The following is a 21,602-nucleotide window of genomic DNA, read 5'->3' as shown; positions in this document are numbered from 1 at the left end:
GGCATGACCCCGGAACACCCCCGTCACCTGGCCGAGGCGCTGCGCCGCCGCGACTGGCTGGTCTCCGCCTGGCCCTGGCGTGCGCTGGCCTACCTGGTCAGCACCGTACCGATCGCCGGCGTGCTCGCCGTCGGGCTAATCGTCATCGGCGCGCCGCTGCTGGCCGCCGTCAACGCGTTGCGGCTGCACGGTCGACCACCGGACGTCCTCCTCATGTTGTTCCTGGCGGTCGGCAGCCTCACCCTGCTGGCGCTGGCACCGATCGTGAGCTTCCCGGTCGCCGTCGTCGAACGCTGGCGGCTCGGGCTCGTGGACGGCCGACCGCTGCCGGCGCCCGCCTGGCCGGGTCTGGCCGCCCGTTACCGTGGTGCGGCCGGCTGGCGGGAGGTGGCGTACCTGTTCTGGCTGGGCGGGCTCGCCCCGGTGGCGTACTGGGTGTTCCTGCTGCTGGTGCTGCTCGACCTCGGGTTGATCGCGAGCCCGTGGCTGGCGTTCAGCAACACGTCGGAGGCCGGCGACGCCGCGCAGGTCATCGTCGTCTGGGGCACGGTGGACACCGCCGGTGAGGCCGTCCCGTACGCGGTCGTGGGCGTGCTGCTCCTTCCGGTGCTCTGGTACGCGGCCGGACTGCTCGCCGCCGGCCAGGCCGCGGTGGCGCGGTGGACGCTGGCCCGGCCGGTCGACGCGGCGGCGATGCGCGAGGTCGCCCGGTCCCGCACCCGGCTGGTCGGCGCGTACGAGGCCGAACGGCGCCGGATCGAGCGTGACCTGCACGACGGCGCGCAGCCCCGGCTGACCAGCCTCACGCTCCAGTTGGGCCTGGCCCGGCTGGACGTACCCGAGGACTCCCCCGCCGCCCGGCCGCTCGCTGTCGCGCACGACCAGGCCCGGGGTCTGATGGTGATGCTCCGACAACTGGTGCACGGCATCCGGCCGCAGAGCCTCGCCGACCTCGGCCTCGCCGGCGCGGTACGGGAGCTGGCCGACGCGGCCCCCGTCGCGGTCACCGTGTCCGCCGACCTGGACGGGGAGCTGCCGGAGATCGTCGAGACCACTGCCTTCTTCGTGGTGTCCGAGGCGCTGGGCAACGTGGCCCGGCACGCCGGGGCGACCCGCGCGGAGGTCCGTCTCAGCCGGGTCGGCGCCGACCTCGTCGTCGAGGTGTCCGACGACGGGCGCGGCGGCGCCGACCCCTCCCGGGGCACGGGCCTGACCGGTCTCGCCGATCGCGTCGCCGCCGCCGACGGCCGCCTGTTGCTGGCCAGCCCGCCCGGTGGGCCTACCCTGGTCCGGGTGGAGCTGCCGTGGCGCCGGTGACCCGGGTGGTGCTCGCCGAGGACGAGGTGCTGCTGCGGGAGGGCCTGGTGGCGCTCCTGACCCGCTTCGACTTCACGGTCTGCGCCGCTGTCGGCTCCGCGCCCGAACTGCTCGACGCGGCCCGCGCGCACCAACCGGACCTGGTGTTGACCGACATCCGGATGCCGCCCGACCGGCGCGACGACGGCCTACGCGCGGCCGTCACGCTGCGCCACGAGCGGCCCCGACTGCCGGTGGTGGTCCTCAGCCAGTACGTGCAGACGGGGTACGCGGCGGCATTGCTGGACAGCGGCGACGGCCAACGGGTGGGCTACCTGCTCAAGGATCGGGTCGCCGAGTTCGCCGAGTTCGTCGACACGCTGCGCCGGGTCACCGCCGGCGGCACCGCCATCGACCCGGACGTGGTGCGGCAACTGCTGCACCGCCCGCGTGATCCGCTCCGGGCGCTCTCCGCCCGGGAACGCGAGGTGCTGGCGCTGCTGGCCGAGGGCCGCTCCAACGCGTCGATCGCGTCCCGTCTGCACGTCACCGAGGCGGCGGTCGGCAAGCACGTCGGCAACATTCTGCTGAAGCTCGACCTGCCGCCCAGCGACGACACCAACCGCCGGGTGCTCGCCGTACTCACCTATCTGCGCGCCGATTCGGCCGGCTGACCAGCACCGGGCGCGGATCGGTCCGGGCTGGTCGGGGCGTAGATTCGACCAGCGGTGCCGCCGCCACCCAAGGGCGCGGGCCGGGAGGGAGCACGGCATGTCGGAGGCGTTGCGGGTCGGTCTGCTGGGGTACGGGTTGGCGGGGCGGGTGTTCCACGCACCGCTGATCGCCGCGACGCCCGGGTTGCGGCTCGACGCCATCGTGACCCGTGATCAGCAGCGGCGCGAACAGGCCCGGCAGCACCACCCCGATGCTCGCCTGGTCGACGACGCGGACGAGCTGTGGCGTACCCCCGAGGCCCTGGACCTGGTCGTGGTGGCGACGCCGAACCGGCAGCACGTGCCGATGGCCCGCGCGGCGCTGGCCGCCGGCCTGCCGGTCGTCGTCGACAAGCCCCTCTCCGCGACCGCCGCCGAGGGCCGCGCGCTGATCGACGAGGCGGCCGACCGTGGGGTGCCGCTGACGGTGTTCCAGAACCGGCGTTGGGACGGTGACTTCCTGACCGCCCGGCGCCTGGTGGAGCAGGGCGAGCTGGGGCGGGTGCTGCGCTTCGAGTCCCGGTTCGAGCGTTTCCGTCCGACGATCAAGCCGGGCTGGCGGGAGCTCGCCGGTCCCGAGGAGGCCGGCGGCGCCCTCTTCGACCTCGGTGCCCACCTCATCGACCAGGCGGTGCAGTTGTTCGGCCGGGTCGACCGCGTCTACGCGGAGGTGGACCGTCGCCGCGCGGGTGCGGCTGTCGACGACGACGCCTTCGTGGCGTTGACCCACGCCAACGGCGTGCACTCGCACCTGTGGATGGGTGCGGTGACCGCGCAACTCGGGCCCCGGCTGCGGGTGCTGGGCGACCGGGCCGGCTACACGACGTACGGGCTGGACGTGCAGGAGGCGGCGCTGCACGCCGGCGGTCGACCGGACCAGCCGGGCTGGGGTGAGGTCCCGTCGGAGCGGTACGGGATGCTCGGCGTCGACGGTGACCTGCGCCCGGTGCCGACCGAGCCCGGGGCGTACCAGAGCTTCTACGAGCAGGTGGCGGTGGCGTTGCGCGACGGCACGCCGATGCCGGTGGACCCACGGGATTCGGTCGCCACGGTCGAGCTGATCGAGCTGGCACACCGGTCGGCCACCGGGGGTGTGACGCTCCCCGTCCCGACCGCCTGACCGTTGTCAGCGGCACCGGTGCCCGGGTGACATGGACACCGGGCCGGCCGGCTAGCGCGCCGGGCTGGAGCCCAGGAGCGTTGCCGGCCCGGCCCGGTGCCGGATCAGCGCTGCTTCAGCTCACGCCAGGATGGGTGGGTGCCGCGCCAGGCGTCGGCGAGGATGGCCGCCGAGGCCCGGCTGGGGCACTGCTGCACCCGCTCACGACCCGACGCCCCACCGATCTGGGCGCGGACCTCCCAACCCTGCCCATCAGTACGGATGTACACGTCCCGGCGCCCGCGCGGAGTCGTGTCTCCGTTCCACCAATGCTCCTCGACCTTCATTCGCCGACCGTATAGCAAATTCTGCGCCGGGGGTACGGCGCAGGAATGGCCAGAACGGGGCAAGGAGTGCAACTCGGGCGCAAATCCGGCCCAGTGTTAACGGTTAGCAACCTTCAACGGGCGGCCCGCCCCCTCCTGAGCGCCAGCTCAGGTGGCAATGCCCCCCTTTCACGGGTCAGACCCGCGCGGTGAGCAGGTAGTCGTCCGCCTCCGGGCTCCACCTCAGGTCGACCGCGCCACTGGTGGCGGCGGCCTTACAGAACTGCAGGAAGCTGCGGTACCCGAGTTTCTTCTCACTGAAGTCCGGGCGGGCCCGCCGGAGCTGGTTCTTCAGGCCGGACAGCGCCACCGGGTTGCCAGCGCTGCCGAGGTCGCCCACCACACCACGGAGCAGACCGAAGGCCACCTCCCGGTCGCCGTGCTCGGGCAGCGAGACCTCGGGATCACCCTTCGCCGGGCCCTCGGCCAGATCGACCACGTTGTGCTCGGCGAGGTGGCGCAGCAGCTCACCGAAGGTGCGGAAGCCGTAGTCGGACTCACTGAAGGTCGGGTCCTTGCGCAGCAGGGTCCGCTTGAGCCGGGAGGCGGTCACCTCGCCGCTGGCGCTGCCCTGCAACCCGGCCACCGTCTGGGCCACCAGCACGGCGAGGGCGTCCACGTCCCGGCCGGGCTCCTCCCCCGCCGGCCGACCCTCGGCCTCCTGCTCGCGCTCCTCCTCCTGCTCCGGCTCGGGTGGTCGCTGGCCCGGGCCGGTCTGCCGGGCCGGGCGGCCCCGCCGGCTGGAGGTCGGCGGGATGTCCACACCCTCCAGCCGGTCGTAGTAGAGGAACTCGTCGCACGCCGGGGGGAGCAGCGCCGAGGTCGACCCCTCGACGCCGACGCCGATGACCTTCTTGTTCAGCTCGCGGAGCTTGTGCACCAGCGGGGTGAAGTCGCTGTCGCCGCTACAGATGACGAAGGTCGAGATGTAGTCACGCTCGAAGGCCAGCTCGATCGCGTCCACGGCCATCTTGATGTCTGCCGCGTTCTTGCGGGAGGCGCCCATGCGCTGCGGGATCTCGATCAGCTCCACGTGGGACCGGGTGAGCATCCGGCGGTCCTCGTCGAAGAACGACCAGTCGGCGTACGCCCGCCGCACCACCACCCGCCCCCGCTCGGCCAACGCGTCGGCGATCGGCCGGAAGTCGAAGGCGGCGCCGCCACGATGGTCGCGGGCCCCCAACGCGAGGTTCTCATAGTCAAGGAAGAGGGCGATTCGGTCTTCTTGCTCCACTCGGCCAGCCTACGCCGGGCCGGAGCGGCCGGGGGCGCACGCGACGCGCGACACCCCAACCCGACGACCGTCCACTTCTTTCGGTCAGACAGTCGGTTCTTTTCGCTCTTCGCTTGTTGTCTTGCAGCAGGGCGTTCGGCGCTGGCATCATGACGATCAATGTCGGGCGTGGGGGGAGCGCCGGACGGGCCTCCCACCACCACCCACAGAGGAGTGTCACCGATGTTTCGGATGTCGATGCCAGCGCGGGGGCGCCCAGGCCGGCCGGCCATGACCGCCGTCACCCTCGCGACCACCGTCACCCTGCTGGTCACCGGCGGGTCCACAGTCGCCGTCGCCGGCCCGCCCGCGTCCACCGCGAGGCCGGTGGTCACCCGGGCCGCCCTCGACCCGGCGCTTGTCGCCGGGCGCGGCGCCGACGTCGACTTCGTCGAACAGGAGGCCGAGAACGCCCGCACCAACGGCCAGATCATCGGCCCCGACCGGTCCGCCTACACGCTGCCCTCCGAGGCGTCCGGCCGCCGCGCGGTCCGGCTCACCCCCGGCCAGTACGTCGAGTTCGTCCTGCCCAGCGCGGCGAACGGGATCACCGTGCGGTACAGCATCCCGGACGCACCGCAGGGCGGTGGGATCACCGCGCCGCTGCGGGTGGCGGTCAACGGCAAGCACCTGAGCACCATGACGCTTACCTCGCAGTACTCGTGGCTCTACAACCAGTACCCGTTCTCCAACGACCCCCGGGCCGGGCTGCTGCACCCGGACTGGTGGATCACCGAGTGCCAGTGCGTGCCGGCGGCCACCACGCCGTACCCGAGCATCAGCACGCCGTTCCGGCCCACCCACTTCTACGACGAGCAACGGCTGCTGCTCGGGCGCACCTACCGGGCCGGTGACACGATCCGGCTCACCGCGCCGCCCGGCAGCGCCGCCGCCTGGACGGTCATCGACCTGCTCGACTCCGAACTGGTCGCGCCACCGCGCATCCGGCTGCTCGCGGCGAACGTGCTGGCCTTCGGTGCCGACCCCACCGGCCGACGGGACTCCGCCGACGCCCTGGACCGGGCCATCGCCTTCGCCCGGCGCACCCACCTGAAGGTGTACATCCCACCGGGCACCTACCAGGTCAACCGGCACATCATCGTGGACGACGTGACGATCGAGGGCGCCGGCAACTGGCACACGATCATCAAGGGGCGCGAGGTCACCCTGCCGACGCCCGCGCCGGACGGCTCGGTGCACACCGGCGTCGGCTTCTACGGCCGCGACGCCTCCGACGGCGGCAGCCGCAACGTCCACCTCTCCGGCTTCGCCATCGAGGGTGACGTCCGAGAGCGCATCGACACCGACCAGGTCAACGCGATCGGTGGCGCGATGAGCGACTCCACCATCGACGGCCTCTACCTGCACCACACCAAGGTGGGCCTGTGGTTCGACGGGCCGATGCGCAACGTACGCGTCACCAACAACATCATCGTCGACCAGATCGCCGACGCGCTCAACTTCCACACCGGCGTTACCGACTCGCTCGTCGCGCACAACTTCGTCCGCAACACCGGCGACGACGGCCTGGCGATGTGGTCGGAGAAGACGGCGAACGCGCGGAACACGTTCGACCACAACACCGTGCAGTCACCGACGCTCGCCAACGGCATCGCCATCTACGGCGGCACCGACACCACTGTGTCGCACAACCTCGTCGCCGACCCGGTCCGTGAGGGCAGCGGCATCCACGCCGGATCCCGTTTCGGTGCGGAGCCGTTCACCGGTCACCTGCGGATCACCGGCAACACCACCGCCCGCGCCGGCACGTACGAGCTGAACTGGAACATCGGGCTGGGCGCCATCTGGATCTTCGCCCTGGACCGGAGCATCGACGCGAGAATCGAGGTGACCGGTGACGCGTACCTCGACAACACGTACAACGCGATCATGCTGGTGAGCGACTGGCCCGTGAAGGACCTCTACTCGATCACCAACGTGCGGTTCCGCGATATCCGCGTCGACGGCACCGGCACCTCCGTGGTCAGCGCCCGCTCGGCGGGGTCGGCGTCGTTCGCCAACGTGGACGCCCGCAACGTCGGCGCGGTCGGCGTCAACAACTGCGGGTCGTTCCACTTCACCCCGGCCGGATCGGAGTTCACGCTGACCGACCTCGGCGGCAACGACGGCGGTTGGCTCGCCCCGTGGCTGCTGCCCAACACCATCACCTGCGACGACCGGCCGCCGGTCTCGCCGCCGCCGCCTCCGTCGCGGTGGTGAACGCGGTGGGCGGCCCGATCTCGTCGGGCCGCCCACCGCACGGCTTCTCCGACCGCCCCGACGTCAGAGCGTCCGGGCGTACGCCAGCGGCACGGTCATCGGCTGCCTGTCCCAGCTGCCGCTCAGGGTGGCGCCGGCCGCGCCGACGGCCCCGTCCTCCGCGGGTCGACGCACGACGACCAGCTCGACGGAGTCGGTGAGGATGACCGTGCTGTCCCCGTCGACCACCCGACGGATCTCGCCGACCGGGCGCATGCTCGTGTCCCCCGCGCCGCTGGCGAGGACCGTCACCGTCGGCTCGCGCACCTCACGTCGGCCGTCGACCTCGAAATACTGCTCGGCCTGACCGGTGCCGGACAGGATCGCGTGGGCCAGCGCCGCCGCGTAGACCGGGTCGCCGCAGCCGTCGTACACCCAGCGCGGGCCGAGCGCCGAGTGTTCGGTGGTGCCCACCAGCCAAACGTCTGCACCGTCGAGGGGCGCGTCACGGTACGTCAGCGGCACCTGGTGCACCGGCCAGCCGGGGGCACCGACCAGCATCGTCTCGATGCCGACCGCGCCGGCCGGGTCGTCGAAGCGGTAGGCGCCCGGGCTCACCACGTCCACCCCGGCCGGCCCCTCGTACCAGGATCGGCCCGGCAGCCAGGTCGTCAGCAGGTCGAGCTTCGTGGGGCGCAGCGTCGCCCGGTGCAGCAGTGCCATGTCGAGAGCCTAGGTCAGACCCGCGCACGGGTTGCCGTCCACCGTGCAGCCCACCGGCTCCCTGGCTTTCGGCCGGCCGTCCCGGACGTCGAAGCGGATCGTCCGCGAACCGCCCGCCGGCACGGCCGGCCCGGTGAAGGTGATCGCCCGCCCGTCCTGCCGCCAGTCCGCGCCGTCCACGTCGTCCACGCTGCTGCCCTCGGCGAGGGTCACCACCACGAACCACTGATCCGCCGGTGCTCTGCCCGGATTGTTGACCACCACCTCACCGGTGTAGCCGAACAACCGGCTGGAGTCGGTGTCGTAGCGGGCCACCAGCGGCGGTGGAGACGGCGGCGCGGCCGTGGGCCTACCCGAGGGCTTCGCCGTCGGAGTGCGGCTCGGGCTGGCGGTGGGCGACGCGGCCGTCCGGGACGGGCGCGCCGAGGGTGTCGCCTTCGGCGGTGCGCTGGGCGCGGCGGCCGGGGCGCTCGACTCCGGCGTCGTCGGCGACGACGAGACCGTCGCGGCGGTCTGCTTCGGCCCGTCCGGAAGCGTCATCCACGCCACCAGACCCACCACGAGGACGACCCCGACCAGCGCGGCGACCACCGCCCGGAGACGACGGCGGGCCCGGGCGGGGCCGAACGCGCCGATCATCGGTAGCTCGGTCGTCATCCCGGCCTCGCCGCGACGCAGGTCGACCTGTTGGAACGCGAGCCAGTCGAGAATGGCCGGCAGGCGCACGGTCAACGCCTGGCGGAGCTGCTGCTCGCGCGGCTCGTGCTGCTCGGCCGACCAGGAGCCGTGCGTGGGGACCTCCCGAACGGTCAGCCGGCAACCCTGCCGGGTGGCCGTGACAACGCAGGTCAGCTCGGTGAGCCGGCCGGCCTCGTCGCAGCTCAGCTCCAGCAGCTCCGGCACCCGCCGCTCGGTCACCTCGACCTCGACGTTGGCATCGAAGCCGGACAACCCGGCGGTGTGCAGCAGCAGCCGGTCCGGCACTCCCTCGACCATGTCGGCCTCGGCGAACCAGCGGCCGATCAGCTCCCGATCGGTCAATGCGAGCCAGACCCGGTCGGGCGGGTGGGACAGGTCGACGTGCGCGTCGATCTCGATCACGGCGAGACTCTACGGGTTGCCCACCCGGTGCGTCCCGCCCGCCCGGGCCGACCGCCGGTCGCCTGGTCAGCCCCAGCGGGTCGACCGCTCGGCCGCCGCCGTCAACGCGGCCCGCGCACCGGCGCTGACCTCGGCGACCAGCTGCGCCGCCGACACGTCCCGGGCCAGCGGGTGAGCCTGCCCGGCCCACAGGTTGGCCACCGAGGCGTCCTGATCGCGTCGGGCCGCGGCGAGCAGCGGTCGGGTCAGGTGCAGCACCTGCGGGTAGCCGGTCGGCGCCGCCGCGTCATGCGCCCGCAGGAAGGCGTTGACCACACCCCGGGCCCGCTTGCCGGTGTACGCCCGCGTCAACGCGGTCGGCGCGGCGCTGGCCACCGCCGCGCGGTGCAGGGGCGAGCTGCCCGCCTCCGGGCAGCGCAGGAACACCGTGCCGAGCTGCGCGGCGGCGGCACCAGCGGCCAACACCGCCGCCAGAGCCGGGCCGTCGGCGATGCCACCGGCGGCCACCAGGGGTCGGTCGCAGCGGGCGGCGGCCAGCCGGAGCAGCGGCAGCAACGCGTAGTCGTCGTCGTCCGGTACGCCGCCGCGATGCCCGCCGGCCTCGGTGCCCTGGAGCACGACAGCGTCCACGCCCAACTCGGCGGCGGCCGTGGCGGCGTCGGGACGGGTGACGGTGGCCCACACCTCGGTGCCCCGCTCGCGCAGGGCCGCCACGGCGGCCCGATCGGGCAGCCCGAACACGAAGGACACCACCGGGACCGGGTCCGCGAGCAGCGCGGCCAGCTTCTCCGGGTACGCGTCGTCGCCGCCCGCCGGCTCGCCCAGGCTCACCCCGAACTGGTCGGCCTGCGGAGCGAGCCGCCGCGCGTACGCCCGGATGGCGGCCTCGTCGACCGCGCCATCGCCGGGCAGGAAGACGTTGACCCCGAACGGCCGCTCGGTCCGCGCGCGGACCTCGGCGATGTCGGCGACCAGCCGCCCGGTGTCGATCATTCCGGCGGCCAGGAAGCCCAGCCCACCGGCCGCTGAGACGGCCGACACGAGGGCCGGCGTGGACGGGCCGCCGGCCATCGGGGCGGCGATGATTGGGTGGCGCAGCGCGGAGAGCACGGACATCCACCCATCCTGCCGCACCGATCCGGGCACTCGGGTCGGAGCGGGTCCGTCGCCCGTACGCCCCGGCCGGCTCGCCGACCTGCGCTTTGGCCGCTCCCCGGTGGGCCGGCGCCCGGCTGTCAGCGTCGGAGGGTGTGTCGCCGCCAGAGCACTCCGCCCACGGCGACGAGTGCCAGCAGCGTCCCCGCTCCCGCCGCCAGCGGCCAGACCCGGCCGACACCGATGCCTGCCACCTGCGCTGTCGGGCTACCCGGCGTGGAGGTTGACGGGGCGGCGGCGGTGGTGGACTCCGCGGCTTGCGGCGTCGGCGCGGCGCTGGCGGGGTAACGCAGAATCGTCGGGCGGGTGCCGGGCGGCTGGCTGGCGGACTCGGAGACGGTGAGCAACGACCGGCCGTCCCGGCTGTAGGTGATCGACTCACCCTGTGGCTCGTCCGGCAGCGCGACGATCCGTGGGGTGCCGGTGGTCAGCGCGGCGACCAGGTCACCGTCCGGCACGTCGTACTCGAACGCGTCGGCGTAGCTGCGCAGCGCCACCCGCCGGCCGTCCGGCGCGGTCGCCCCGCCGGTGATCACGCTCCGCCCGACGAACGAGTACGGGTTGCTGGTGGTGGTCGACGGCAGGGCCACCTGGCCGACCAGGGCCAGCGGCGTCGCGGCGTCCGCTTTCAGCGCGGTGGTCGGCGCGTACAGGAAGACGGTGCCGCTGCCCCCCTTGGTGATGATCAGCGGCCGGTCGGCCGCGTCGAGCAGCATCGCCTCCGCGTCGTGCGGCCGGTCCGGGTACGTCATCCGGTACAGCACCGGCTGGTCGGCGCCCGGGGCGAGCCGCCACAGCCCGATCGTCTCCCGGGTGCGGTCGTTGTCACCGATGTCGGCGACCCAGACGGTGCCGTCCCGGCCGACCGCCAGGTCCTCGGTGTCGCGGGGCCGGGAGGGGTAGCTGACCGCCCGCCGCACCGCGCACCGGTCGTCGAGGAAGAAGATCCGGCGGCGGGCCTCGTTGTCGGCGCCGTCGTTGACCACCACGTACCCGTCGTCGGTGGCGACCATCCCGGAGATCTCGCTGAGCCGGTCGTCGCGTATCTCGCACACCGTCGCACCGGCCGCCGCCGCGCCCGCCGCCCCCGGTGTCAGCATCACCGTCGGTGGGACCACGCCGGTGAGCAGAGCTGCCAGCGCCGCCCCCACACGGGCACGCCGCCCCCAGCTCAACCGCCCGCGTACCCGCATCGCCCACCCTCCTCGTCGCGGCCGTGACCCGGCCACCCGCCTATCCTGGCTGATCCCGGCCACCGGCGATGGTCATCGGGGTACGCGCCCGAACCCTTGTCGATGTGCTGTCGCTCGGCCTCATCGTGGATCTGCGAGTGGCCCCGCACGGGACGGACACCTCCCCTGGTGGGCACGACGGGCCGCGATCTTGTCGTAGCCGTAGTCCATGATCGTGTCATCGCAGCGCCGCCGACCCCCCGGCGGGCGTGCGCATCACCCTGGGTTTGTCGATGGGAGGGCGTGACGTGACGGACGCCGACGGAGCCGACTGGCGGCGGCGCAGCGTGCTGGCGGTGGTGCCGCCGGCGCGGCCCCGCAAACTGGCCAAGGTGCCGTTCGTCGAGTTGGCGGACGGGCGGTTGCAGGGCGTTGTCTCCAGCGGGTCGGACATCGAGCGGGTCTACGTCTCGTCGGTCTCCGCCGGCACCCACGCCTACCAGTGCAGCACCAACAACAACCGACCCTGCGGCGGCCTGCGCGGCGCACCGTGCAAGCACCTGCACGCGCTCACCGACGAGGCGCTCCTCCAGTACGGCGCCGACCGGGTCGCCCGCTACCTGCGGGTCGACATCGGCGACGGGGTGGCCGACGGCGCGGACCTGCTGGCCCGACTCGACGGCCAGCCCGAGCCGGCCTCGGCGGCGATGGTGTTCAGTCGCTTCCTGCGTCACCTGTCGTACCTGGAGCTGCCGGGCAGCACTGTCGCGCTGCCCGAGCTGCAGTGGTTCCCGGGCACCGGGGCGACCCGCTGATGCGCGGCACCCACCTCGCCCAGCTAGGTGAGGTCCCGGACGGGTTGACCGACGCGCTCGACGTGATCGCCGGCTTCGACGACGCCCTCACCAACGGCTTCGGCCGGGTCGGCGAGCGGGGCGCGGCAGCACTGGCCGCGTTCGCCGACGCGTTGGTCGGCACGCCGCTGGCCGACCCGGTCGCCGCCGCGGTCGGCGCGGTCACCGCCGGGTCGGTCACCCCGGAGCACCTCAGCGCGCTCGCCGGGGCACGCTCGGCGCTGCTCGGCGCGGCGCACGACGCTCTGCTCGGGCAGTTCGACACGGCGCTGTCCCGGGCACGGTCACCGTGGACGGCTCCGGCCGTCCGGCCCGCCGAGGCGCTGCCCGCCGTCGCGGGCGCGCGGGCGTGGTGGCACGAAGTGGCGGTCGCCGGCTGGCGGGGTGTCGACCACGAGCTGCTGTCGTCCGCCGCCTCGGTGGTCGAGGCCACCCTGGCCGTGCCGGCGCTACGTCGGCTCGCGGTGCTGCTCGACGGTCTCGCCGCCGAGCTGCGGGCCTGCGTGCCGATCGCCACCATGGCGCAGGTGCCGGCCCGGCGCTGGGCCGATCTCTGGGCCCGGGGCGTGCTGCTCACCGAGGGCAGGCAGCCCACCGACGAGGCACCACAGGTCTCCGGGCGACTGCTGCCGCTCGGGGTTGACCTGCACATTCACGACACGGCCGTGCAGGTGCAACTGCACGCCGTTCTGGAGCCGGCGGGGGGCGGGCAGCCGCGGCTGGTCCGCACGGCGGTCGCCGCCGCGAAGGTGGACACCATCGTGGGTCCGGCAGTCTGGCGGTTGCTGTCGGCGCACCCGGTGCTGCTCACGGCGCTGGCCGAGCAGCGGGCAGTGACCGTCACCGACCTGCCGCTGCACGGCGGCGACCTGGGCTGGGCCGACGATCGGGTCCGACTCGACGAGCCGGCGGATCCGTTCGCCACGGCCCGCGTGCTGCTGCCCGCGGCTGTCGCGGCGGCGACTGCCCCACTGGATCGACACCCGACCGCCATCGGCGAGCCCGTCCTCGTCGAGGGCACCCCGCTCCGCGACGAGGACGGGGCGCTCGCCGTCGAGGTGGACGGCGAACGGGTCACACTGGCCGTCAACCGGTTGCCGGCCGCCGGTCCCCTCACGGCAGAGCTGGTCGCCTCCGCGTCAGCCTGTCTGGGTCTGCTGCGCTGGGACGACGGCCGGTGGCAGCTCCAGCCGTTGGCGGTGCGCGCCACGGTGAAGCGGCGGGTGGTGCAGGCGCACAACGGCGACTGGGCGTGCGGCGTCACCGATCCGAAGATCGCCAAAGAGGAGGCCCGGGCAGGCGATGCCGTGGCCGTGCTGCGCGAGCGCGCGGGACGGTTGCTGCGCCGATGACCGAGCCGATCCCCACCGGCGGGTCCGCCGACGCCAACCGCCGTCAGGTCCTCTACTGGAGACTGCTGTCGCGCCTCTTCGACCGCGACGAACAGCCCAGCCTGGAGTCGGCGAGCGTCGCCGTGGTCGACGACCTCGGGCTGCCCGCCGCCCTGTTGGACCCGGCGGTCTCGGTGGACACCATCGTGCAGCGCTTCCCGGCCCTCGCGGCGGAGCTGCGCGGGCTGCTCACCTCCGACGACGAGAAGCCCGGTGCAGACGGTTCCGGTGACGACGGTCCTGGCGCCGATGGTCCTGGGGGCGACGGCCCCGGTGACGACGGTCCTGGGGGCGACGCGACCTACCGGCCGGGCGAGGCCGAGGTCCGTCGGGCCGCGCTCGTGTCGAAGGTGCTGCTCAACGTGTTCGCCACCGGCTCCGGTCCGGTCAGCGCCACCCAGCTGGCCCGCTGGCAGTCGGACGCCGGCTGGTTCGAGCAGGCCCTCGGGGGCGAGCCCGGCGACCTGCGCCGCCAGGGCAGCGGGCTGGGTGCGACCCTCGCGGGCCTGGAGGGTGACCTGGTCCGGCGGATGCACCTGCGGGAGGTGCTGGCCGACCCGGCGCTGGCCAAGGCGTTGACGCCGAGCATGTCACTGATCGAGCAGTTGCTGCGGGACAAGGCCAACCTCTCCGGGGTGGCGCTGGCCAACGCGAAGGCGTTGATCCGGCGCTTCGTCGACGAGGTGGCCGAGGTGCTGCGCACGCAGGTGCAGCAGACCAGCGCGGGCGTACTGGACCGGTCGGTGCCGCCCAAGCGGGTGTTCCGCAACCTGGACCTCGACCGGACCATCTGGCAGAACCTGACCAACTGGAGTCCTGAGGACGAGCGCCTCTACGTCGACCGGCTCTACTACCGACAGACCGCCCGACGCACCACGCCGGCCCGGCTCATCGTCGTTGTCGACCAGTCCGGCTCCATGGTCGACTCGATGGTCAACTGCACGATCCTCGCGTCGATCTTCGCCGGGCTGCCGAAGGTCGACGTACACCTGATCGCGTACGACACCCAGGCACTGGACCTCACGCCCTGGGTGCACGATCCGTTCGAGGTGCTGCTCCGTACCCAGCTGGGTGGCGGCAACGACGGGCCGGTGGCGCTGGCGCTGGCCCGGCCGAAGATCGTCGAGCCGAAGAACACCGTGCTGGTGTGGATCTCGGATTTCTACGAGTTCAACCGGTCCCAGCCGCTCTTCGACGGCCTCGCCGCGGTGCACCGCTCCGGCGTACGGGTCATCCCGGTCGGCTCGGTCAGCAGCTCCGGCCAGCAGAGCGTCAACCCCTGGTTCCGTCAGCGCTTCAAGGATCTGGGCACCCCGGTCATCTCCGGGCACATCCGCAAACTCGTCGTCGAGCTGAAGAACTTCCTCACCTAGGAGACCCACCCCTCATGTCCGAGATGCTGCGCGCCCCCGCCGAGGTCACGTACGCCGACGAGCTTGATTTTCTCGAGTCGGTCGACACCGGCCCGAAGCCGTTCTCCTGGCGACTGAGCCCACGCATGGTCCGTCTGTTCATCCTGGGCTCGGAGCGGGCCGACGGCCTGTCCCGGGAGATCCCGCAGAAGTGGTTCGGCGACCGCAGTTTCGTCGAGCGGGCCATCGTCACCCTCGCGTCGGACCGCGGCCTGCTGCTGATCGGTGACCCTGGCACCGGCAAGAGCTGGTTGGCCGAGTTGCTGGCCGCCGCGATCTGCCGCAACTCGACGCTGGTCGTGCAGGGCACCGCCGGCACCACCGAAGACCACATCAAATACTCGTGGAACGTGTCCATGGTGATCGCCAAGGGGCAGTCCCGGGAGTCGATGATCCCGTCGCCGATCATGACGGCGATGGAGCAGGGCGTGGTCGGTCGCTTCGAGGAGCTGACCCGTTCCACAAGCGATGTGCAGGACGCGTTGATCTCGATCCTGTCCGAGAAGTACGTCGCCATCCCCGAGCTGGACCACGACAACATCGTCTTCGCCCAGCCCGGCTTCTCGATCATCGCGACCGCGAACAGCCGCGACCGGGGCGTCAACGACCTCTCCTCGGCGCTCAAGCGGCGGTTCAACTTCGTCCGGATCCCGGTGGTGACCAACAAGCGCAGCGAGGCCGAGATCGTCCGCTTCCGCACCGAGGAGCTGCTGCGCCGGCACCGCATCGAGCTGGACGTGCCACCCACGCTGCTCGACATCCTGTTGCAGAGCTTCGCCGACCTGCGGGCCGGTGCCGCCGCCGCGACCAGCGACGACGAGAAGTTGGAGTCGGCGCTGTCCACCGCCGAGCAGATCGGCGTACTGGAGGACGCCATCCTGCACAGCCAGTTCTTCGGCGACCGCACGCTGCGGGCGGCGACGATCGCCGGGTCGCTGGTCGGCTCGCTGGCCCGGCGCAGCCCGGAGGACCTGGCGATCCTCAACAAGTACCTGCACGGCGTGGTGGAGCCGCGGGCGCGGAAGGACGACGACGGGTGGGCGGGCTTCCTCGACGGCGGTCGCCAGGCGATCGCGTCCCTGTCGTGACCGCACCCACCGTCGTCGGCCCGTTCGGCGCGCTGCGTGCGCAGCTCACCGACGCGGCCTCCGCGTTCGCGGGTTCCCCCGACGCGCTCGGTGCGATCCTCGCGGGCATCGTCGACGACGTCGACCGGGCGCTCGGCGAGCGGTTGGAGATCTTCCCGGTCTGCCATCACTCACCGGCCTCCGCGCTGGCCATGGTGCGCCGACTGCGGGCCAAGCAGCCCCGGGTGATCTACCTGGAGCTGTGCGAGGATCTCCAGCCACTGCTCGGGGAGCTGCGCAACTGCCGTCTGCCGGTCGCGGTGCAGGCGTTCGCGTCGGAGCTGTCCGGCTTCCCCGCCGACTGGGGCCCGCTCAGCGTCGTCGCGCCGGTCACCGAGGCGTCGGCGGAATACCAGGCCATCGCGTACGCGCTGGAGACCCCGGGCGTGGAGCTGGTGCTGGTGGACCGCTCCACCGACCACGTCTTCCAGTGGTCGCCGCGCGAGGATCCGGCCGCCGCGAGCACCGGGCCGGCCGTCGACACGGGTGACGAGTCCGGGCTGCACGGCGACGCCGTCGGGGTGGAGATCGGTGACCTGCGGCCCCGCTTCGCGGAGCTGGAGGCGTACCTGCTGCACCACGGCAAGGTGCGGCACTGGTCGGAGTGGTGGGACCAGTACGTCGAACGTCCGCTGGCCGACGCTGACTACGACACGTACCGACAGGTGATGGTGCTGATCGGCAGCCTGTTCCGGCGGCTGCGTCCGGCCGGCACGGACCGACTGGACCGGGACGAGGACCGCGAGCGGTACATGTGGACGCGGATGCGTCAGCACCTGGCCACCTCCGGCGTCGATCCCTCCGAATGCCTCTACGTCTGCGGCGCGTTCCACGCCGCCAGCCGGGTCGAGCAGTTCGGGTTGGGCTCTGTCGCCGCCGATTTCGACATCACCCCGCGCACCGACACCCGATGGCGGTACGGGCTGATCCCGTCCAGCCACTCCGCGATCGAGGCGCAGTTCGGCCTGGCGCCCGGCTCGGTGTCCATCGCGGCGGCGACGTGGACGAAGGCGGTGAGCCGTCACCGGCTGTCCCCGTACCGGCTGGAGGGTCAACGCGCTGCGGCGGCCCGGGGCCGGCGGGGCCGCGCCACGACGGCGCCCTCCCCCGTGGTCGGCCCGGTCAGCGACGTCCTCACCGGTTTCCTCTCCGCACCCCCCGACCTGGACGGCCTCGACGAGGCGGAGCTGCGCGGTTGGTGCGTCGACATCGTCCGGCTGGCCCGCCGCAACGGGTACCTGGCCAGCACCGCCGACGCGATCGCCGTCTTCGAGACCTCGGTCCTGCTGGCCGGTCTGCGCAATCGGGCCCGACCCACCGCGTACGACTTCGCCGACGCGGCGGTCACCTGTATCGAGAAGGACGTGGTGCCCGGCCGGCGGGACGTGCGGCGGCTCTGCGAGATCCTGTTGGGCGGCGACCGGATCGGTCAGGTCGGGTACGACGCTCTTCCGCCCCTGGCCCGCGACGTCCTCGACCGGCTCCAGCCGCTCGGCCTGGCGCTGGAGAAACGGCCCATCCAGCGGGCGCTGCTGGATCTGGCCGGCCATCCGGAGCTGGCCCCCTGCTCGGACCTGCTGTGGATCCTTCGGCACCTGCTGCCACCGGACGCGGTACGCCCGATCATGGGTGAGCGCCGGCTCGGGCACCGCTCGATCCAGGAGAGCTGGGACCTGGCGCTCGGCCGCAACCAGCGTGCGTTGATCGAGCTGGGCTACGAAGGGGTGACCGTCGAGCAGGTCCTGGAGCAGCGACTACGCCGGGCGGTACGCGGCTCCGGCGCCACCGCCTCCGGTGCGCTCGCCGCCGTCGAGGACGCCATCCGACTGCTCGACAGCCCGCGACTGGTCGACGAGTTGGGGGCGCGGGCGGTGGACCTGCTCGCCGCCGAGCGCACCGTCGACGACGCCCCGGACGTGCTGCGTCGTATCCGCCGATTGTTGGCGCACTACCGGGCCACCGCGCCGATCCTGCCGTCCTGGTGCGAGGCGTTCGTGACCACCGGGTACGCGCACTACTGCACCCTGCTGCCGACCGCCGTCACGGCGGAGGAGACGGAGGTCCGGCAGGTCGCCGCGATGCTCGGCTTCCTGTTCTCCATGGAGGGTCTGGCCCTGTCACTGGGCTGCGACCGGCACCAGTTGGAGTTGGCCGTCGCGCAGTCACACCCGACGGCGCCGGCGAAGGTCGCCCTGCTCTGGGCGGGTCGACACCAACTCGGTCTGCTGCCGCTGGCCGAGCTGCGGGCCCGGTGCGCGGAGTTGCTGGCCAATCCGCTCGTGGTGCCCGCGTTCCCGCAGTACCTTGCCGGGCTCGTGCACGCGCTGGAGCCGGTGCCCGGGTTGGCGCCGTTCGTCGTCGAGACGATGTCCACCGCCTTCGCCCGGCTGCCCGACCCGGTGCTGTTGCCCTGGCTGCCCACTTTGATCACGACACTGCGGGCCCAGGGGCCGGAGCTGGTCCCGTTGCTGGTCCGCGAGGCGGGGCGGACCTTCCCGGGGGCGCTGCCCGAGCTGGATTCCTGGGTGCCGCCGTGGCTGGCGCCGTCGGCCCCCACGGGTGCGGTCACGGTCGCCGCGCCGCAGCGGCGGGTGGGCGTGCTGCTGGCCGCCCACCCGGAGACCACGGAGGCCGTGGCCGCGCTCCTGAACGTCCGTGCGCGTGGGGGTCTCGCGGTGCGATCTCCAGGCGTGCCTGCGATGGCGGCGGGTAGGCAGTAGCCCGGCGGCATGTCGACAACCGCCGGGCACAGGAGGCTCTGATGAGCACGTACCGGGATGAACAGGGCGCGACGTTTCCTCCTCCGGAGGCGGATGCGCTTGAACAGCGGCAAAACGCCGTCGACTACGGGCCACCGGACCGGGTGTCGGGCGATGTCGACCCGGAGGCGTCCGAGGCGGATCTCGCCGAGCAGGGCGGCCTGCCGGCGGGCACGCTTGAGGAGGTCACGACGCTTCCGGCCGACGCCAACCCGGCGGACGCCCTCGAACAGCGCCAGGAGATCCCCACCCGCGACGAGGGCCGCCGGACCTGACCCCGGCCCACCCTGGCCGTCGACGCGGGCTCGGCCCGACACCATCCCCATACGACGTGATGCCTGTGAGTCATCAATGGTGACTCACAGGCATCACGCTTCTTTTCTGACGTCCGCACCGAGGCTGCCGGCTCAGCCGGCGACCCCGGCCAGCCCAGGCTGTTCGCGCCGACCCGGCCGCCGCCGCAGCCACGTGCCACACCGGATCAGGTCGGATTGGCGGCGACTCGCCGCGATGCCCTTGACAGCGGCGCATCATCGTCCGAGGCTGTCTATTAGTCCTACTGTCGTAGGACAACAGAGAGGATCATCTCGAGTGATCGAGTTCGTGCTGGACAGCCGGTCGAAGGTGAACACCTACATGCAGCTCGTGCAGCAGGTGAAACAGGCGCTGCGGGTCGGCCTGCTGTCGCCGGGAGATCAGCTGCCGAAGGTGCGGGACGTCGCACAGTCCCTGGCGATCAACCCGAACACGGTGCTCAAGGCGTACCGGGAGTTGGAGATCGAGGGTCTGGTCGGCGGCCGACCCGGAGTGGGCACGTTCGTCCAGCGCACCCTGGCCGGCGCCTCCCTGCCCAACCAGGCCGAGCTACGCGACGACCTGGTCGCCTGGCTGGACCGGGCGCAGGCCGCCGGCCTCACGGCCGAGGACGTCATCGCCCTGGTGGAGACCACCCTGCGCGCCACCCTCGCCGACGACGCCCCGCAGAAGGAACCCGCATAGCGGAACGAGAGGACAGAGATGGACATGGTCTTGGAGGCCGACCGGCTGGGCAAGCGGTACGGCGGCACGTGGGCGTTGCGGGACTGCTCGCTGCACCTGCCAGCCGGCCGGATCGCCGCGCTGGTCGGGCCCAACGGCGCCGGCAAGAGCACCCTGCTGCACCTGGCGGTCGGGCTGCTCAAGCCCGACGCGGGCGCGGTGCGGGTGTTCGGCCGGTCGCCGTACGGCGACACGGAGGGGCTGGCGGACATCGGGTTCGTCGCCCAGGACACCCCGTTGTACCGGGACTTCACCGCCGCCGAACTGGTCACGGCCGGCGGCAAGCTGAACCGACGGTGGGACGCCGCACTGGCCCGTACCCGGCTGGCGCAGCTCGGGATACCGCCCGACCGGCCGGTCGGGAAACTCTCCGGCGGGCAGCGAGCCCAGGTGGCCCTCGCCCTGGCGCTGGCCAAGCAGCCTCGGCTGCTGTTGCTCGACGAGCCGGTGGCCAGCCTCGACCCACTGGCCCGGCGGGAGTTCCTCCAGTCGCTGATGGGCAGCGTGGCAGACGCCGGGACCACCGTTCTGCTCTCCTCGCACCTGCTGGCCGATTTGGAACGCGTCTGCGACTACCTGATCGTGCTCAACGCCGCCCAGGTGCAGCTCGCCGGCGGTGTCGACGACCTGGTGGCCGAGCACCGCCAACTGGTCGGCCCACGGCACGATGGCGGCCCGATCGGGGGCGTCGCCGCCATCGTCCGGGCCAGCCACACCGACCGCCAGTCCACGTTGGTGGTCCGCGCCGACGGCCCGATCACCGATCCCGCCTGGACGGTGCGCGAGGTCAGCCTGGAGGACGTCGTCCTGGCCCACCTGGCCGACGGCGCCACCCAGACCAGCCACAGCGAGTGGGGAGTGCCGGCATGATCTGGTTGACCTGGCGGCAACACCGCAAGCAGGCTTTCTACACCCTGCTCGGGTTCGCGGCACTCGCCGCGCTGATGGTGCCGATCGGCCTGTCGATGCGGCACAGTTTCGCCGACCTCGGGCTGACGGACTGCGTACGTCAACTCGCCGGCACCAACGTGGCGGAGGCGACCCGGGAGACCTGCGATGCGGGCTTCCGGCGCTTCACCAACCGGTACGGCAGCCTCAACCTGGTGGCCGTGCTGCTCCTCACCCTGCCGGTGCTGGTCGGCCTGTTCTGGGGCGCCCCGCTCGTCGCACGCGAGGTGGAGCAGGGCACGCACCGGTTCGTCTGGACCCAGGGCGTCGGCCGCACCCGCTGGGCGCTGGTGAAGTTCGGGCTGGTCGGCGCCGCCGTGCTGATCCTCGCGATCGGCTACGGGCTGGGCATGTCGTGGTGGGTCGAGCCGCTCACCCAGGCGGCGCACGAGGGCCGACTCGGCATGATCGTGTTCGACCTGCAGGGCATCGTCCCGATCGGATACACCCTCTTCGCCGTGGCGCTCGGCATCTTCGCCGGCACCGTGTGGAAGCGGATGCTGCCCGCCATGGGCGTCACCCTCGCGGGGTTCATCGGCGTACGGGCAGCCGTGGCGGTCCTGGCCCGACCGCACTACCAGCCCGCCCGCACCCAGACCTTCCCGATCGAGGGAGACGGGACCCCGGAGATCAGCCGGGGGGACTGGATCCTCACCCAGGGCGTCCGGAACCCCGACGGCACGATGATCGCGGAGGACACCCGGATCCAGTGCCCGCCCGGCGGCAAAGGGCCGGACGGTCGGGCCTGCGGTGCCGAGCTGGGCCTCGAACCGGGCGCGTACAACTGGCAGCTGTACCAGCCGGCGGACCGGTTCTGGCTGTTCCAGGGCATCGAGACGGGCATCTTCGTCGCCCTTGCCCTGCTCCTGCTCTACGTCGCTGTGCGCTGGATCCGCCGCATCGCGTAGCCGGACGACGGCTGCTCGTCGGGGTGCGGGGGCCTCGGCGAGCACCCG

Annotated in this window: 19 protein-coding genes; 13 read left to right on the top strand and 6 right to left on the bottom strand. The window is 72.6% G+C overall.

Going from position 1 to position 21,602, the window contains the following annotated elements:
• Positions 1-3: 3 nt before the first annotated feature.
• From ABZ808_RS14850 to ABZ808_RS14840, 3 genes are all read left to right on the top strand, one after another.
• Complete coding sequence (locus ABZ808_RS14850; RefSeq protein ID WP_357005794.1) at positions 4-1,317, top strand: histidine kinase; 1,314 nt, start codon at positions 4-6, stop codon at positions 1,315-1,317.
• Positions 1,305-1,970 (top strand): response regulator transcription factor, encoded by a 666-nt coding sequence (locus tag ABZ808_RS14845; RefSeq protein ID WP_357005791.1) that lies wholly within the window; start codon positions 1,305-1,307, stop codon positions 1,968-1,970. The genes ABZ808_RS14850 and ABZ808_RS14845 overlap by 13 nt, the downstream gene beginning before the upstream one ends.
• A gap of 97 nt (positions 1,971-2,067) precedes the next feature.
• A complete protein-coding gene (locus ABZ808_RS14840; RefSeq protein ID WP_357005788.1) occupies positions 2,068-3,129 on the top strand; it encodes a Gfo/Idh/MocA family oxidoreductase in 1,062 nt (353 codons plus the stop codon).
• Positions 3,130-3,233: 104 nt separating this feature from the next.
• On the opposite strand, the gene ABZ808_RS14835 is transcribed toward ABZ808_RS14840, so the two are convergent.
• Together ABZ808_RS14835 and ABZ808_RS14830 are read right to left on the bottom strand one after the other, a co-directional pair.
• Positions 3,234-3,455 (bottom strand): hypothetical protein, encoded by a 222-nt coding sequence (locus tag ABZ808_RS14835; RefSeq protein WP_030335934.1) that lies wholly within the window; start codon positions 3,453-3,455, stop codon positions 3,234-3,236.
• Positions 3,456-3,630: 175 nt separating this feature from the next.
• Complete coding sequence (locus ABZ808_RS14830) at positions 3,631-4,728, bottom strand: NYN domain-containing protein (protein ID WP_357005785.1); 1,098 nt, start codon at positions 4,726-4,728, stop codon at positions 3,631-3,633.
• Between the two features lie 270 nt (positions 4,729-4,998).
• Between ABZ808_RS14830 and ABZ808_RS14825 the strand changes: the two genes are divergently transcribed.
• A complete protein-coding gene (locus ABZ808_RS14825; protein WP_357005781.1) occupies positions 4,999-6,987 on the top strand; it encodes a glycosyl hydrolase family 28-related protein in 1,989 nt (662 codons plus the stop codon).
• Positions 6,988-7,050: 63 nt separating this feature from the next.
• On the opposite strand, the gene ABZ808_RS14820 is transcribed toward ABZ808_RS14825, so the two are convergent.
• The 4 genes from ABZ808_RS14820 to ABZ808_RS14805 form a co-directional block, all read right to left on the bottom strand.
• Entirely contained in the window at positions 7,051-7,689 is a 639-nt protein-coding gene (locus ABZ808_RS14820) for a hypothetical protein (RefSeq protein WP_357005778.1), read from the bottom strand.
• Positions 7,690-7,698: 9 nt separating this feature from the next.
• Complete coding sequence (locus tag ABZ808_RS14815) at positions 7,699-8,790, bottom strand: SRPBCC domain-containing protein (protein WP_357005774.1); 1,092 nt, start codon at positions 8,788-8,790, stop codon at positions 7,699-7,701.
• A gap of 66 nt (positions 8,791-8,856) precedes the next feature.
• A complete protein-coding gene (locus tag ABZ808_RS14810) occupies positions 8,857-9,906 on the bottom strand; it encodes a nitronate monooxygenase (RefSeq protein ID WP_357005771.1) in 1,050 nt (349 codons plus the stop codon).
• A gap of 119 nt (positions 9,907-10,025) precedes the next feature.
• Positions 10,026-11,138, bottom strand: a complete 1,113-nt coding sequence (locus ABZ808_RS14805) for a hypothetical protein (protein ID WP_357005768.1) — start codon at positions 11,136-11,138, stop codon at positions 10,026-10,028.
• Positions 11,139-11,464: 326 nt separating this feature from the next.
• On the opposite strand from ABZ808_RS14805, the gene ABZ808_RS14800 reads away from it, so the two are divergent.
• From ABZ808_RS14800 to ABZ808_RS14760, 9 genes are all read left to right on the top strand, one after another.
• Positions 11,465-11,932: a hypothetical protein gene (locus tag ABZ808_RS14800; protein ID WP_357006782.1), complete on the top strand. Its 468-nt coding sequence runs from the start codon at positions 11,465-11,467 to the stop codon at positions 11,930-11,932.
• Positions 11,932-13,323 (top strand): hypothetical protein, encoded by a 1,392-nt coding sequence (locus ABZ808_RS14795; RefSeq protein WP_357005765.1) that lies wholly within the window; start codon positions 11,932-11,934, stop codon positions 13,321-13,323. The genes ABZ808_RS14800 and ABZ808_RS14795 overlap by 1 nt, the downstream gene beginning before the upstream one ends.
• Entirely contained in the window at positions 13,320-14,735 is a 1,416-nt protein-coding gene (locus ABZ808_RS14790; RefSeq protein ID WP_357005762.1) for a VWA domain-containing protein, read from the top strand. Before ABZ808_RS14795 ends, ABZ808_RS14790 begins: the two co-directional genes overlap by 4 nt.
• Before the next feature lie 14 nt (positions 14,736-14,749).
• Complete coding sequence (locus ABZ808_RS14785) at positions 14,750-15,862, top strand: AAA family ATPase (RefSeq protein WP_145784416.1); 1,113 nt, start codon at positions 14,750-14,752, stop codon at positions 15,860-15,862.
• Entirely contained in the window at positions 15,859-18,621 is a 2,763-nt protein-coding gene (locus ABZ808_RS14780) for a DUF5682 family protein (protein ID WP_357005758.1), read from the top strand. Before ABZ808_RS14785 ends, ABZ808_RS14780 begins: the two co-directional genes overlap by 4 nt.
• A 41-nt stretch (positions 18,622-18,662) precedes the next feature.
• Positions 18,663-18,935: a hypothetical protein gene (locus ABZ808_RS14775; RefSeq protein WP_357005755.1), complete on the top strand. Its 273-nt coding sequence runs from the start codon at positions 18,663-18,665 to the stop codon at positions 18,933-18,935.
• A gap of 316 nt (positions 18,936-19,251) precedes the next feature.
• Complete coding sequence (locus ABZ808_RS14770) at positions 19,252-19,659, top strand: GntR family transcriptional regulator (protein WP_357005752.1); 408 nt, start codon at positions 19,252-19,254, stop codon at positions 19,657-19,659.
• An 18-nt stretch (positions 19,660-19,677) separates the two neighbouring features.
• Positions 19,678-20,568 carry an ABC transporter ATP-binding protein gene (locus ABZ808_RS14765; protein WP_357005749.1) on the top strand — a complete coding sequence of 297 codons (891 nt, stop codon included), beginning with the start codon at positions 19,678-19,680 and terminating at the stop codon, positions 20,566-20,568.
• The gene (locus tag ABZ808_RS14760) at positions 20,565-21,554 is read left to right on the top strand and encodes a transporter (RefSeq protein ID WP_357005746.1); all 990 of its coding nucleotides are present in this window, start codon (positions 20,565-20,567) and stop codon (positions 21,552-21,554) included. The genes ABZ808_RS14765 and ABZ808_RS14760 overlap by 4 nt, the downstream gene beginning before the upstream one ends.
• Positions 21,555-21,602 lie beyond the last annotated feature (48 nt).

Source organism: Micromonospora sp. NPDC047527, assembly GCF_040643015.1.
Classification (GTDB): Bacteria; Actinomycetota; Actinomycetes; order Mycobacteriales; family Micromonosporaceae; genus Micromonospora.
Note: the sequence above shows the minus strand (reverse complement) of the source record. Positions and strands in the feature narration are given on the sequence as shown.

What these genes read in the sequence shown, in the direction of transcription:
- ABZ808_RS14835 (WP_030335934.1), bottom strand. Translation starts at nt 3,455, where the DNA reads ATGAAGGTCGAGGAGCATTGGTGGAACGGAGACACGACTCCGCGCGGG.
- ABZ808_RS14785 (WP_145784416.1), top strand. Translation starts at nt 14,750, where the DNA reads ATGTCCGAGATGCTGCGCGCCCCCGCCGAGGTCACGTACGCCGACGAG.
- ABZ808_RS14765 (WP_357005749.1), top strand. Translation starts at nt 19,678, where the DNA reads ATGGACATGGTCTTGGAGGCCGACCGGCTGGGCAAGCGGTACGGCGGC.
- ABZ808_RS14760 (WP_357005746.1), top strand. Translation starts at nt 20,565, where the DNA reads ATGATCTGGTTGACCTGGCGGCAACACCGCAAGCAGGCTTTCTACACC.
- ABZ808_RS14775 (WP_357005755.1), top strand. Translation starts at nt 18,663, where the DNA reads ATGAGCACGTACCGGGATGAACAGGGCGCGACGTTTCCTCCTCCGGAG.
- ABZ808_RS14820 (WP_357005778.1), bottom strand. Translation starts at nt 7,689, where the DNA reads ATGGCACTGCTGCACCGGGCGACGCTGCGCCCCACGAAGCTCGACCTG.
- ABZ808_RS14805 (WP_357005768.1), bottom strand. Translation starts at nt 11,138, where the DNA reads ATGCGGGTACGCGGGCGGTTGAGCTGGGGGCGGCGTGCCCGTGTGGGG.
- ABZ808_RS14840 (WP_357005788.1), top strand. Translation starts at nt 2,068, where the DNA reads ATGTCGGAGGCGTTGCGGGTCGGTCTGCTGGGGTACGGGTTGGCGGGG.
- ABZ808_RS14850 (WP_357005794.1), top strand. Translation starts at nt 4, where the DNA reads ATGACCCCGGAACACCCCCGTCACCTGGCCGAGGCGCTGCGCCGCCGC.
- ABZ808_RS14795 (WP_357005765.1), top strand. Translation starts at nt 11,932, where the DNA reads ATGCGCGGCACCCACCTCGCCCAGCTAGGTGAGGTCCCGGACGGGTTG.
- ABZ808_RS14790 (WP_357005762.1), top strand. Translation starts at nt 13,320, where the DNA reads ATGACCGAGCCGATCCCCACCGGCGGGTCCGCCGACGCCAACCGCCGT.
- ABZ808_RS14810 (WP_357005771.1), bottom strand. Translation starts at nt 9,906, where the DNA reads ATGTCCGTGCTCTCCGCGCTGCGCCACCCAATCATCGCCGCCCCGATG.
- ABZ808_RS14825 (WP_357005781.1), top strand. Translation starts at nt 4,999, where the DNA reads ATGACCGCCGTCACCCTCGCGACCACCGTCACCCTGCTGGTCACCGGC.